This window comes from Escherichia sp. TC-EC600-tetX4 (assembly GCF_019356055.1).
In the GTDB taxonomy this organism is placed as follows: Bacteria; Pseudomonadota; Gammaproteobacteria; order Enterobacterales; family Enterobacteriaceae.
The window spans coordinates 2,106,833-2,119,843 of sequence record NZ_CP079924.1 but is presented as its reverse complement, the minus strand read 5'-3'; the positions used below and the strand labels follow the sequence as shown (position 1 = coordinate 2,119,843).

Sequence of the window (13,011 nt, the reverse complement as noted above, 5' to 3'; positions counted from 1 at the left end):
CTGTTATCCCAGCAAACGGTGAATACGTTGCAGGCCGGTCACCAGACGATCCACTTCTTCATGGGTGTTATACATGGCCAGCGACGCCCGACACATCGCAGGGACGTTGTAATAGGCCATCAATGGCATTGCGCAGTGATGTCCGGTACGCACAGCAATGCCGTAATTATCGAGAAAACTGCCAACATCATAGGCGTGGTGTTTACCGAGATTAAAAGCAATAACGCCAAGCCTGTTTTGTGGGCCATAGAGAGTGAGATCCGGTACAGATTCCAGCTGTGATAGCGCATAATGCATCAGATTCTGTTCATACTCGGCTATGTTATTAAGCCCCAGCGCCGAAACATACTCCAGCGCCGCGCCAAGACCAATGATGCCCCCGGTATTGGGTGTACCGGCTTCAAACCGCCATGGTGCTTTGGTCCAGGTAGTGCCTTCACTCAGGCTGACGGTGGCGATCATAGAACCGCCCCCTTCCCACGGCGGCATCTCCTGCAACAAGGCTTCTTTCACATAAAGAATGCCAATTCCGGTGGGGCCATACAGTTTATGCCCGGAGAACACGTAAAAGTCGCAATCCAGCGCCTGAACATCCACCGGATGATGCATCACCGCCTGAGCGCCATCCACCAGCACTTTTGCGCCATGCTGGTGCGCAAGCGTGATCATTTCCGCCAGTGGATTTTCTGTGCCAAGCACGTTGGAGACATGAGTAATTGCCAGCAGGCGAGTTTTCTCATCAAACAGCGTAGGCAGCGTCTCCAGTTGCAACGTACCATCGGGATTGAGCGGGATCACACGCAGCTCTGCGCCAACGCGTGCGCAAAGCATCTGCCAGGGAACAATGTTAGCGTGGTGCTCCATCTGACTGATGATGATGTTATCGCCCGCCCGCACGTTGCTGTTGCCCCAGCTATTGGCGACCAGATTGATCCCTTCCGTCGTGCCGCGGACGAACACCAGCTCTTCCGCCGAACGGGCATTAATAAACAGCGATGCCCGCTTGCGCACGTTCTCCATTTTCTCGGTCGCCTGGGCGCTTAAGGTATGAATACCACGATGCACCGCCGCGTAGCCATGACGATAAAACTCGGCCTCGGCGTCAATCACCTGTCTCGGTTTCTGCGCACTGGCGGCGCTGTCGAGATAAGCCAGCGGCAAACCGTTTACCTCACGCGAAAGCACCGGAAAGTCGGCCCGCACTTTGTCGACGGAAAAAATCATCTTGCACCTCCTGGCAGCCGTTGACCGATTCGGGCCAGCACCTGCTGTTTAAGCCCCTCATCACGCAGTGCTTCCGTCAGTTCGGCAGCGAAGGCGTAAATGATCATCTGCTGGGCATCCTGCTGATTGATCCCGCGCGAGCGCAGATAGAATATCTGTTCATCATCAATACGCCCCACCGTCGCGCCGTGGCTGCATTTCACATCATCTGCATAGATTTCCAGCTGCGGTTTCGTATCCACTTCCGCCAGTTTGCCCATCAGCAGATTGTTGTTGGTCATCTGACCATCCGTTTTGATGGCGTGCTGCGCGACGTTGATCAAACCGTTAAATACCGCGCGGCCTTTGTCGCTGACGATAGTTTTGTGCAACTGTCGGCTGTTACAAAAACCTTTATTGTGTTCCAGCCAGGTACGGGTATCACACACCTCGTTTTTCACCGGCATCGCCAGGCTATTGATCCGCAGCGTGCTGTTTTCGCCATTGAGTTGCGTACTGGTGTTGTGTCGTAACACTGCGCCACCCAGCAGGAAACTGTGGCTAAATGCGGTGGCATCCTCAGCCAGCAACAAATCGTTATGAGCAAAGTGGTGACTGAGCGGGTTTTCAAACGCCAGCTTGATATGCTGCAAGTGGGCATTCGCTGCGACGTTGATAGTGAACCGTGCCCCGGTAAAATGACGAGCATCATTCAGGCTGACAAAATGTTCGATCACCGTTGCTTCGGCACCTTCCGCCAGATCCAGATGATGTCGGTAATGGGCAGTGTTCACCTCTTCACCTGCCACGCCCTGGGTGATATGCATTAACAGCAATGGCTTTGCCGGCCGTTGACCGCGCTTCACGGCGATATGCGTCACGCTTTGTGCCAGGCTTTCCGTCAAATGCAGAAACACTTCCGCCTGAATAGCGTCGGGTAAACCCTGACGGTCGTCGTTAATGCTCACTTCATATCCGCTGCCTTCAGTTGCATCGCTCAGTGCGGGCACGTAACGCCCATCGACAAACACCAGCCGCACGGAGTCTAACGTTAACGCTAAGGCATCACGCTGCTGTGGGGATATCTCTCCCGCAATGCTGACAAACTGGCTATTGATCAGCCCTTCCAGCGGCGTATATTTCCAGTTTTCATGTTTACGTGTCGGCAGTCCGGTACGCAGCAATTGTTGTAAATGCTGCTGTGCTTGCGGGGAGCGTTTTGTCCCTTCAGCTTCAAACAAGTGATGCCACTGTTGCAGCGCGTTACTGCTGTTCGGTAAGCCAGCCATAACCCTGCTCCTCCAGTTGTTTGACCAACGTGAAATCGCCGGATTTCACAATTCGTCCCTGATATAGCACATGAACGTAATCAGGCTTGATGTAGTCGAGAATGCGTTGGTAGTGCGTAACAATGATGAATGAGCGCTTGCCATCACGCAGCGAGTTCACGCCATCGGCGACCACTTTTAATGCGTCAATATCCAGCCCGGAGTCCGACTCATCAAGAATGCATAACTCCGGTTCCAGCACCGCCATTTGCAAAATATCGTTGCGCTTTTTCTCGCCGCCGGAAAAACCAACGTTTACCGAACGGGTTAATAAATCTTCCGGCATCTTCAGGAGAGCGATTTTCTCTTCCATCAAATCCTGAAAATCAAAGCGGTCGAGCGTTTCCTGGCCGCGATAGCTGCGCACCGCATTAAGTGCCGTTTGCAGGAAAAACTGGTTACTGACACCTGGAATCTCCACCGGATACTGGAAGGCCATAAAGATGCCTTCGCCCGCGCGATCTTCCGGCGACAGCGCAAGCAAATCTTTGCCTTTGAACTCAACCGTGCCGCCCGTCACTTCATAATCTTCTCGCCCGGCAAGCGTTGCCGATAAGGTACTTTTGCCCGAACCGTTTGGCCCCATAATGGCGTGAACTTCGCCGGGATGAACGTCGAGGCTTAATCCGCGCAGGATAGCTTTATCTTCCACGCTGACGTGTAAATCTTTAATACTTAACATGTTTATTCCTTATCCGACGCTGTGTTCAAGACTGATGGCGAGGAGTTTTTGTGCTTCAACGGCAAATTCCAACGGCAGCTCCGAGAACACGTCTTTGCAGAAACCGTTAACAATCATCGAGATGGCGTCTTCTTCGCTGATCCCGCGTTGCAGGCAGTAAAACAGTTGATCTTCACCAATACGTGATGTCGTTGCCTCGTGTTCCAGTTGCGCACTATTGTTACGACACTCAACATACGGGAAGGTATGCGCCCCACAATTAGCGCCAATCAGCATTGAGTCGCACTGAGTGAAATTGCGCGCATTGGTTGCCGTCGGCATGATTTTCACTAAGCCGCGATAACTGTTCTGACTATGTCCGGCAGAGATCCCTTTCGAGATAATGGTCGATTTGGTGTTTTTACCGATGTGGATCATCTTGGTGCCGGTATCCGCTTGCTGATGACCGCTGGTCAGCGCCACTGAGTAAAACTCACCAATGGAGTTATCGCCGCGCAAAATGCAGCTGGGATATTTCCACGTAATCGCTGACCCGGTTTCTGATTGCGTCCATGACATTTTGCTGTTTTCGCCTTCGCACAAAGCACGCTTGGTGACGAAGTTGAGAATACCGCCGGTGTTGTTATCGCCAGGAAACCAGTTTTGTACCGTGGAATATTTCACCTCGGCGTTTTTATGGATGATGACTTCCACCACTGCCGCGTGTAACTGATAGCTGTCACGCACCGGAGCGGAACAGCCTTCAATGTAGCTGACGTAGCTGTCTTCGTCGGCCACCAGAATGGTGCGCTCAAACTGCCCGGTTTTTTCTGCGTTAATGCGAAAATAGGTGGAAAGTTCCATCGGGCAGCGCACGCCTTTAGGCACATAAATAAACGTACCATCAGAGGCTACCGCCGCATTAAGCGCGGCAAAGAAGTTGTCATTCCCCGGCACCACGGTGCCGAGATATTTACGCACCAGTTCCGGGTGATCGTGGATCGCCTCACCAAAGGAACAGAAAATAATTCCCTGCTCCGCCAGTTTTTCGCGATAAGTAGTGGCAACCGAAACTGAGTCGAAAATGGCATCCACCGCCACCTCTTTGCCTTCCCGCACGGGAACGCCCAACTGCTCAAACGCCGCCTCCACCTCTTTACTTAAAAAGGCGTTCGCGCCAGTTTGCTGCACCGCGCCAGGTTCAGACGCGCAAGTGTCGTCACAATTACCGCACGATGGTGCTGAGTAGTAGCTGTAATCCTGATAATTCAGCTTGTCGTAGTGCGCTTTCAACCAGTGCGGTTCTTCCATCTCCAGCCATGCGCGATAGGCGTTTAGACGAAACTCCAGCATCCACTCCGGCTCATTACGCTTCGCCGAAATTGCGCGCACCACCTCTTCGTTTATCCCCTTTGCCAGCTCATCGGTGGCTAACTGGGTGAAGAATCCTTCTTTATAATTCAGCGGGCCGCCGGTCCAGGTTTTGACATCGTCAGTTGCTTCAGTATTACGAGACATAGTACCGCCTATACCCCAAAGCTTTCGCCACAGCCACATTCATTCTGGGCTTTAGGGTTGTGAAATTTGAATATCTGATTAAGTCCTTCACGAACGAAATCGACTTCCGTGCCATCAATAAACGGCATCGCTTGCAGCGGGACAAACAGCTTCGCGCCGTCGTGTTCAAACAGCAGATCGTCTTTGTCCGGCTCGCTAACACTGTCGAGCACATAGCCAAAGCCCGCGCAGCCCGTTTGCTTCACGCCTAAGCGCACGCCGACCATACCCGGCTGCTTTGCCACCAGCTCACGGATGTGTATCGCCGCTGCGGGTGTCAGCGTTAAGCCTTGCCAGGCGAAATCTTGTGGGTTAAAGGTTCCTGAATGCATGTCCATCGATTTACCTCACTTCATCGCTTTCAGCGTATAACAGCATGTTAGTGATAATGATTATCAGTTCAACCCAGCAAACGCAGGGGCTTTACCGTAAAACATGCTTTTTGCCTGCTTTTAATAAGCATAGACCCTGATGTGTGGGTTAACAGGCACGCTAAGAATTAGGTATCTCATTGTTAGATAATGGTTATTATCTAAGGAGCATTAAGGCTGTGATGAAAAAGAAAAAGTTGTATTGAAAATGACTATTTAAGAGATAGGTAAAAAAGTGCAGCGTTCAGAAATAAGAAAACCCTTAAGTCTGTGCGACACAGGCTTAAGGGTTTCTACCCCATCCGGCGCTTATCTCCGGCACTCTCAGTGGCTTAGCTCTTGAAGGGGCGATAAGAATAATCTCATAAAGCTAACCCGCCGTTTTAACACAAACTGCGATTAGTATTATTTTTGAACAATATCAGGCGGTAGATAAGCAGTATTAAGAAGGTCATCGAACCTGGACGGAGGTTAATCCAGGTCGATTTGGCGAACTTGCGGCATTAAGTCAGGATCAATGCACGCCCAGACGCCAGGCAAAGTAGATTTCTTCTTTTAATTCAGCAGAAGAGAGAGTAAGCAGGTCAGCAAATTCAAGTTCTAGTTGTTTCAGACGTTTGAGATATTGGGCAGGTGAAAGATTGCTCTGGTCACGGCGTAAAAATTCAATGGCCAGCTGGGTGGGATCAAGTTGAGTAGACATAGCATCCTCGCTTTTAGACAAGACCTGCACAGTATACCACCGTTTACTGTGCAGATAATGACCAAAAGCAATATGCGTCACACTTTTCTGGTGACAACGTCACAAAATGGCGGTCGTCAATCGTGACGAACAGCACAAACGCCCTTTCTCATCGAAGATTTCAATCTGCCAGACCTGGTGACGCGAACCGAGATGCAACGGTTTGCATACGCCGCGCACCCGCCCTTCTCGTGCCGAGCGGACGTGGTTAGCATTGATTTCCAGACCAACCACTTTTTGCTCACCTTCGGTACATAAATAACCGGCAACGGAACCGATACTTTCGGCCAGTACCACGGATGCTCCTCCATGCAGCAACCCGAAAGGCTGCTTTGTCCGCGAGTCTACTGGCATTGTCGCTTCAAGGGTGTCATCACCAATATGTTCAAAGCGAATATCCAGGAACCCCACCATGTTTCCTTCACCCATAGCATTCAGTGCTTCCAGGGTGATTTTCCGTTTCCATATCATTTAATAATCTCCAGTAAAGCCTGCACAGGATGGCGTACCCCCGTGCCTTCAACCCGTTTTACCTGGCTACGGCAGGAATATCCGGTCGCCAGACAGCGGTTACGCGGCAGTCGCTGCATAGCCTGATGCCAGGATAACTCATAGATCCCGAGCGAATTTTCATGGTTTTTCGCTTCATGTCCGTAAGTCCCTGCCATGCCGCAGCAACCCACGCTGACATTTTCCAGTTTCGCGCCAAAACGGGCAAATATCGCGGCCCATTGTGCTGGCGCACCCGGCAAGGCGGTAACTTCGGTACAGTGACCAAAGAAATACCATGATTCACCGCTGACTGTAGCCACTGGCTGTGACTCAAGTGCGCTTGCCAGCCATTCATTCGCCAGTAAGACGTTAAACTCGCCACGCTCCTCGCCCAGCGCCAGTTTATATTCATCGCGATAACAAAGTACCAGCGCCGGATCGACGCCCACCATTGGCATACCCAGCTTCGCCATACGGTTGAGGAAATCCGCCGTCTTTTTCGCCGTCTTCGCAAAACGATTAAGAAAACCTTTAATATGCTGGGCTTTGCCATTTGGCGAAAATGGCAGTAACACAGGCTGGAAACCTAATTTTTCGACCAGACGGACAAAATCCGCCACCACTTGCGCATCGTAATAGCTGGTAAAGGGGTCCTGCACCACCAACACTGTGCGCGCTTTCTGCTCTGCATTGAGAGATTCAAGCTGTTCCAGCGTCATGTTTGCCGAGCGATGCCCCACCATTTGTTGTTGTAGCGAGGGGACCGACAGCAGCGGCAAATCAACCATGCCGATATGTTTTTCCGAGAGTTTGCGCACCAGCGGCTGGTTAATGAAGAAGTTAAAGGTTTTCGGCGCGCGTGCCATCAGCGGCGCGTAGCTCTCGACCGTAGCGACGAGGTGGTCGCGCAGCGGGCGTAAATAACGGGTGTGATAGAGCTGCAGAAAACGAGAGCGAAACTCCGGCACATCAATTTTGATGGGGCACTGGGTCGAACACGCTTTACAGGCCAGACAGCCCGACATCGCCTCTTTGACTTCGTGTGAGAAGTCATATTCGCCTTTATTCGCATGCCAGCTATTGCGCGTGCGGGCAATTAACGTCCGCAAACTGACGCCGGATTCAGGCAGTTCTTGTTCCAGTTTGAGTGGATCAACGCCGCGATCCGCCAACAAACGCAGCCATTCACGCACCAGCGTTGCGCGCCCTTTCGGTGAATGAATCCGGTTCTGGGTGATCTTCATCGACGGACACATCGGACTACGGGCATCAAAGTTGAAGCATAAACCGTTGCCGTTACACTCCATCGCACCGCGCCACTGCTGGCGTACCGCAATGGGGATCTGCCGATCGAATGTACCGCGCTTCACCGCGTCCACTTTCATCATCGGCGCATCGAGACCTTCTGGCGGGCAAATCTTCCCTGGGTTGAGTCGGTTATGCGGGTCAAATGCCGCTTTCACTTTGCGCAGTTCTGCAAAAAGTTCCTCACCGAAAAACGCCGGGCTGTATTCAGCGCGAAAACCTTTGCCGTGCTCGCCCCACAACAAACCACCGTATTTCGCAGTCAGCGCCACCACGTCATCAGAGATTTGCTTCATCAAAATCTCTTGTTGAGGATCGCACATATCCAGCGCTGGACGGACGTGCAAGACACCTGCGTCGACGTGACCGAACATACCGTAGCTTAAGCCGTGGCTGTCGAGCAGCGCGCGAAATTCAGCAATATAATCCGCCAGGTGTTCCGGCGGTACGCAGGTATCCTCAGCAAACGGAATTGGCTTAGCGGCACCTTTGGCATTGCCAAGCAGACCAACGGCTTTTTTGCGCATTGCATAGATACGTTCAACCCCCGCCAGCTCACGGCACACCTGCCAGCCGATGACACCTGCTTGATGACTGGCGATCAGCTCATCCAACCGCGCACAGAGTGCATTTACCCGCTCATCAATCAGCGCCTCATCATCACCAGCAAATTCCACAATGTTCAGCCCGAGCATCTCTTGGTCAGGCACATCGGTAATCAACTCGCTGACGGAATGCCAGACAATATCTTCCCGCGCCAGATTCAGCACTTTTGAGTCCACCGTCTCTACCGAAAGCGCCCGCGCCTCAACCATAAACGGCGCGTTACGCAGCGCAGAGTCAAAAGAGTCATATTTGACGTTCACCAGACGGCGCACTTTAGGCAAGCGTGTAATATCCAGCCGCGCTTCGGTAATAAAGGCCAGCGTCCCTTCTGAACCCGTCAGAATGCGCGTCAGGTCGAACTCGGTCATCTCATCGTTAAAGACATGACGCAGATCGTAACCGGTAAGAAAGCGGTTAAGTTTGGGGAAGTTGTCGATAATTAACTGGCGTTGCTGACGGCAACGTTGATAAACCGTGTTATAAATTCGCCCGATTGTGGTATTGGATTTACCCAGCGTTTCCGCCAATTCGACGGGTAAAGGTTGCGTATCGAGAATATCGCCCCCCAACAACACCGCGCGTACGCCAAGTACGTGATCTGACGTTTTGCCATAGACCAGCGATCCCTGACCGGATGCATCGGTATTGATCATCCCACCGAGCGTTGCCCGGTTGCTGGTCGAAAGTTCCGGCGCAAAAAAGTAGCCGAACGGTTTCAGGTACTGATTGAGTTGATCTTTTATCACCCCGGCCTCAACGCGCACCCAGCCCTCTTCAGGGTTAATTTCGATGATGCGGTTCATATGGCGGGACATATCAACAATAATCCCCTGGTTGAGCGCCTGACCGTTAGTGCCGGTGCCGCCGCCGCGGGGGGTAAAGATCAGCGATGAATAGCGTTCCTGCGCGGCAAGACGGGCGATCAGCGCCACATCTGCGGTTGAACGCGGAAATACCACCGCATCGGGGAGAAGTTGGTAAATACTGTTGTCGGTCGACATTGTCAGACGATCGGCATAACTTGTCGCCGTATCGCCGGTAAAACCTTGTTGCTCCAGCTCTTGCAAAAAATTAAGCACCAGTTGAACGACGCCGGGTGCCTGGGAAATCTGTGGAATCATTATATTGACCCTTTCCTGCGGTCTGTGATGTAGGTCGATACACTATTCTTTCAGGCTGCTGCAATAGCGCACTGAAAGGTGATGTTTGTTTACTCTATGGATTTCGTGTTGCAGGAAGGCGGCAAGCGAGTGAACTCCAGGAGCTTACAATAGTAAGTGACTGGGGTGAACGAACGTAGCCGCAGCACATGCAACTTGAAATACGACGAGTAAATCGTTTGCGTGTTGCCTGAGTTGTTGTACCACATTTTTTTCTAACACGCCCATCAGAATTAAGGGCAGAATCGGCCTGTTAAAAACCGCTGAAATTGCTCATCATTATGCAGGTGAGTTTCGCGTGTTCACGTCGCGTCGACGATTTGACGCACAAAAAAGGTGAAAAGTAGTTATGGTAAATGTTCGTCAGCCCAGGGATGTCGCACAAATTCTGCTTTCGGTGCTGTTTTTAGCCATCATGATTGTGGCATGTCTGTGGATTGTTCAACCCTTTATTCTCGGCTTTGCATGGGCCGGTACGGTGGTTATCGCCACCTGGCCGGTATTGTTACGTTTGCAAAAGATCATGTTTGGCCGCCGCTCTCTCGCCGTTCTGGTGATGACGCTGTTATTAGTGATGGTGTTTATCATCCCTATTGCTTTGCTGGTTAACAGTATCGTCGACGGCAGCGGCCCGCTAATTAAAGCCATTTCCAGCGGTGACATGACGTTACCCGATCTGGCGTGGCTTAATACCATTCCGGTGATTGGCGCGAAGCTGTATGCAGGCTGGCACAACTTGCTGGATATGGGGGGGACGGCGATCATGGCGAAAGTCCGCCCTTATATTGGCACCACCACCACCTGGTTCGTTGGGCAGGCGGCGCATATCGGGCGCTTTATGGTGCATTGTGCGCTGATGCTTCTCTTCAGTGCCCTGCTGTACTGGCGCGGTGAACAGGTGGCACAAGGCATTCGCCATTTTGCAACCCGTCTGGCAGGCGTTCGCGGAGATGCCGCCGTGCTGCTGGCGGCACAGGCTATCCGCGCGGTGGCGCTGGGTGTGGTGGTGACGGCGTTAGTACAGGCAGTGCTTGGCGGTATCGGCCTCGCCGTATCCGGCGTACCTTATGCAACGTTGCTAACGGTGTTAATGATCCTCTCCTGCCTTGTCCAGCTTGGCCCGTTGCCGGTACTGATTCCGGCGATTATCTGGCTCTACTGGACTGGCGATACCACCTGGGGAACGGTATTGTTAGTGTGGAGCGGTGTGGTTGGCACGCTGGATAACGTCATCCGCCCAATGTTAATTCGCATGGGTGCCGATTTACCGCTGATCCTGATTCTCTCTGGCGTTATTGGTGGTTTGATTGCTTTCGGGATGATCGGTCTGTTTATTGGTCCGGTTCTGTTAGCCGTTTCCTGGCGTCTGTTTGCCGCGTGGGTGGAAGAAGTCCCGCCGCCGACGGACCAACCGGAAGAAATTCTCGAAGAACTTGGCGAAATCGAGAAACCGAATAAGTAATTTCTCATCAGGCGGCTCTGCCGCCTGATTGTTAACCACCGCTAATTGATATTTGCTTGCTCTTCCCCATATTTTCCTGCTTACCGCCATTCAGCTGGTAGTACCTGTCGCAAATTCTTTACAGTTTTTAAACTAATGAGACGAATCTGATCGACGCAAAAAGTCCGTATGCCTACTATTAGCTCACGGTTATAAATCAACATATTGATTTATAAGCATGGAAATCCCCTGAGTGAAACAACGAATTGCTGTGTGTAGTCTTTGCCCATCTCCCACGATGGGCTTTTTTTTAACATTTTTCCGCTTCGCTACCTCGCCCCTCACTCTTTCCAATAATGTTGCACAAGATACTGTGACTCTCTTCAAGCCGTCAGCAGGCTGATAATGTTATTTATATTTTATTGTTTATTTCATGCAGCCATTACACGATGAACGCTTATGAACTCCAGGCACTCCGCCATATTTTTGCCATGACTATTGATGAATGCGCGACCTGGATTGCCCAGACCGGTGACAGTGAAAGCTGGCGTCAGTGGGAAAATGGCAAGTGTGCCATTCCTGATCGTGTAGTCGAGCAACTGTTGGCTATGCGTCAGCAAAGAAAAAAACATCTTCATGCCATCATAGAGAAAATAAATAACCGCATCGGCAACAACACCATGCGTTTTTTCCCCGACTTAACCGCATTTCAACGAGTCTACCCTGATGGCAATTTTATTGACTGGAAGATCTATCAATCGGTAGCTGCTGAATTATATGCACACGATCTGGAGCGGCTTTGTTAATTTTTCCACAGAAAGGAATTGTCGTTGTTACAACAATAATGAACGGATGCTGACACAACATCGCTTCACTTTTTAAAGCACCTTTGCTAAGTAGAACCTATGAAAAATCCCTATTTCCCTACCGCACTTGGGTTGTATTTTAATTACCTGGTGCATGGTATGGGCGTCCTTTTGATGAGCCTGAATATGGCCTCGCTGGAGACACTTTGGCAGACTAATGCCGCGGGTGTCTCGATAGTTATCTCATCGCTGGGCATTGGTCGATTAAGTGTCTTGCTTTTTGCAGGATTATTATCCGATCGCTTTGGTCGCCGCCCTTTTATCATGCTCGGGATGTGCTGCTATATGGCCTTCTTTTTTGGCATCCTGCAGACCAATAACATCATTATCGCTTATGTTTTTGGCTTTCTGGCGGGAATGGCAAACAGTTTTCTCGATGCAGGCACTTATCCCAGTTTGATGGAAGCTTTTCCACGCTCACCTGGGACAGCCAATATTTTAATTAAAGCATTTGTTTCCAGCGGACAATTTTTATTACCGCTAATCATTAGCCTGTTAGTGTGGGCTGAACTGTGGTTCGGTTGGTCCTTTATGATTGCTGCAGGCATTATGTTTATTAACGCTCTGTTTTTATACCGTTGTACGTTCCCACCCCATCCGGGTCGTCGCTTACCTGTCATAAAGAAAACCACCAGCTCTACGGAACATCGCTGTTCAATTATCGATTTAGCCAGTTATACCTTATATGGCTATATCTCAATGGCAACGTTTTATCTGGTTAGCCAGTGGCTGGCACAGTACGGACAATTTGTTGCAGGCATGTCATACACTATGTCGATCAAACTACTCAGTATCTACACCGTGGGTTCGCTGCTTTGTGTATTTATTACCGCTCCACTCATTCGTAATACCGTTCGCCCAACAACATTACTGATGCTGTACACCTTTATCTCATTTATTGCTCTGTTTACCGTCTGCCTGCATCCCACATTTTATGTGGTGATAATATTTGCTTTTGTCATTGGTTTTACCTCTGCTGGAGGTGTTGTGCAAATTGGCCTGACGTTAATGGCTGAACGTTTCCCTTACGCTAAAGGTAAAGCTACAGGGATCTATTACAGTGCGGGCAGTATTGCGACCTTTACTATTCCGTTGATTACGGCTCATCTGTCCCAAAGAAGTATTGCCGATATTATGTGGTTCGATACCGCCATCGCTGCCATCGGTTTTTTACTGGCACTGTTTATCGGCTTACGCAGCCGCAAAAAAACGCGGCATCACTCGCTAAAGGAAAATGTCGCTCCGGGTGGGTAATGCAATATTCTTTTCAGGTCATGCA

At 50.8% G+C, this 13,011-nt stretch carries 11 protein-coding genes and 1 other RNA gene; 4 read left to right on the top strand and 8 right to left on the bottom strand.

The window, feature by feature from the left end:
- Positions 1-3: 3 nt before the first annotated feature.
- The 8 genes from sufS to KXD89_RS10145 form a co-directional block, all read right to left on the bottom strand.
- The gene (gene sufS / locus KXD89_RS10180) at positions 4-1,224 is read right to left on the bottom strand and encodes a cysteine desulfurase SufS (RefSeq protein ID WP_219319343.1); all 1,221 of its coding nucleotides are present in this window, start codon (positions 1,222-1,224) and stop codon (positions 4-6) included.
- Positions 1,221-2,492, bottom strand: a complete 1,272-nt coding sequence (gene sufD, locus KXD89_RS10175) for a Fe-S cluster assembly protein SufD (RefSeq protein ID WP_000907979.1) — start codon at positions 2,490-2,492, stop codon at positions 1,221-1,223. Before sufD ends, sufS begins: the two co-directional genes overlap by 4 nt.
- Complete coding sequence (sufC, locus tag KXD89_RS10170; protein WP_000948863.1) at positions 2,467-3,213, bottom strand: Fe-S cluster assembly ATPase SufC; 747 nt, start codon at positions 3,211-3,213, stop codon at positions 2,467-2,469. The genes sufD and sufC overlap by 26 nt, the downstream gene beginning before the upstream one ends.
- Before the next feature lie 9 nt (positions 3,214-3,222).
- A complete protein-coding gene (gene sufB / locus KXD89_RS10165) occupies positions 3,223-4,710 on the bottom strand; it encodes a Fe-S cluster assembly protein SufB (RefSeq protein ID WP_000089364.1) in 1,488 nt (495 codons plus the stop codon).
- An 8-nt stretch (positions 4,711-4,718) separates the two neighbouring features.
- Positions 4,719-5,087, bottom strand: a complete 369-nt coding sequence (gene sufA / locus KXD89_RS10160) for a Fe-S cluster assembly scaffold SufA (protein ID WP_000367160.1) — start codon at positions 5,085-5,087, stop codon at positions 4,719-4,721.
- Positions 5,088-5,634: 547 nt separating this feature from the next.
- Entirely contained in the window at positions 5,635-5,823 is a 189-nt protein-coding gene (locus KXD89_RS10155; protein ID WP_001296104.1) for a YdiH family protein, read from the bottom strand.
- Between the two features lie 99 nt (positions 5,824-5,922).
- Positions 5,923-6,333 carry a 1,4-dihydroxy-2-naphthoyl-CoA hydrolase gene (gene menI / locus KXD89_RS10150; protein ID WP_000637982.1) on the bottom strand — a complete coding sequence of 137 codons (411 nt, stop codon included), beginning with the start codon at positions 6,331-6,333 and terminating at the stop codon, positions 5,923-5,925.
- Positions 6,330-9,386, bottom strand: coding sequence for an FAD-binding and (Fe-S)-binding domain-containing protein (locus KXD89_RS10145; protein ID WP_000613008.1), 3,057 nt, complete (start codon positions 9,384-9,386; stop codon positions 6,330-6,332). Before KXD89_RS10145 ends, menI begins: the two co-directional genes overlap by 4 nt.
- A 388-nt stretch (positions 9,387-9,774) precedes the next feature.
- Between KXD89_RS10145 and ydiK the strand changes: the two genes are divergently transcribed.
- The 4 genes from ydiK to KXD89_RS10125 all read left to right on the top strand — a co-directional run bounded on the left by ydiK (position 9,775) and on the right by KXD89_RS10125 (position 12,986).
- Positions 9,775-10,887 (top strand): AI-2E family transporter YdiK, encoded by a 1,113-nt coding sequence (gene ydiK / locus KXD89_RS10140; protein ID WP_000248636.1) that lies wholly within the window; start codon positions 9,775-9,777, stop codon positions 10,885-10,887.
- A 185-nt stretch (positions 10,888-11,072) separates the two neighbouring features.
- Positions 11,073-11,180: antisense sRNA RprA (gene rprA / locus KXD89_RS10135), an RNA gene on the top strand.
- A 135-nt stretch (positions 11,181-11,315) separates the two neighbouring features.
- Entirely contained in the window at positions 11,316-11,672 is a 357-nt protein-coding gene (locus KXD89_RS10130) for a YdiL family protein (RefSeq protein ID WP_001310864.1), read from the top strand.
- Positions 11,673-11,771: 99 nt separating this feature from the next.
- A complete protein-coding gene (locus KXD89_RS10125) occupies positions 11,772-12,986 on the top strand; it encodes an MFS transporter (protein WP_000795537.1) in 1,215 nt (404 codons plus the stop codon).
- Positions 12,987-13,011 lie beyond the last annotated feature (25 nt).

Bases quoted from the DNA above. Each gene is read 5' to 3' on its own strand.
- KXD89_RS10155 (WP_001296104.1), bottom strand. From the start codon at position 5,823: ATGTCTACTCAACTTGATCCCACCCAGCTGGCCATTGAATTTTTACGC.
- sufS (WP_219319343.1), bottom strand. From the start codon at position 1,224: ATGATTTTTTCCGTCGACAAAGTGCGGGCCGACTTTCCGGTGCTTTCG.
- menI (WP_000637982.1), bottom strand. From the start codon at position 6,333: ATGATATGGAAACGGAAAATCACCCTGGAAGCACTGAATGCTATGGGT.
- sufA (WP_000367160.1), bottom strand. From the start codon at position 5,087: ATGGACATGCATTCAGGAACCTTTAACCCACAAGATTTCGCCTGGCAA.
- KXD89_RS10130 (WP_001310864.1), top strand. From the start codon at position 11,316: ATGAACGCTTATGAACTCCAGGCACTCCGCCATATTTTTGCCATGACT.
- KXD89_RS10145 (WP_000613008.1), bottom strand. From the start codon at position 9,386: ATGATTCCACAGATTTCCCAGGCACCCGGCGTCGTTCAACTGGTGCTT.
- KXD89_RS10125 (WP_000795537.1), top strand. From the start codon at position 11,772: ATGAAAAATCCCTATTTCCCTACCGCACTTGGGTTGTATTTTAATTAC.
- sufD (WP_000907979.1), bottom strand. From the start codon at position 2,492: ATGGCTGGCTTACCGAACAGCAGTAACGCGCTGCAACAGTGGCATCAC.
- ydiK (WP_000248636.1), top strand. From the start codon at position 9,775: ATGGTAAATGTTCGTCAGCCCAGGGATGTCGCACAAATTCTGCTTTCG.
- sufC (WP_000948863.1), bottom strand. From the start codon at position 3,213: ATGTTAAGTATTAAAGATTTACACGTCAGCGTGGAAGATAAAGCTATC.
- sufB (WP_000089364.1), bottom strand. From the start codon at position 4,710: ATGTCTCGTAATACTGAAGCAACTGACGATGTCAAAACCTGGACCGGC.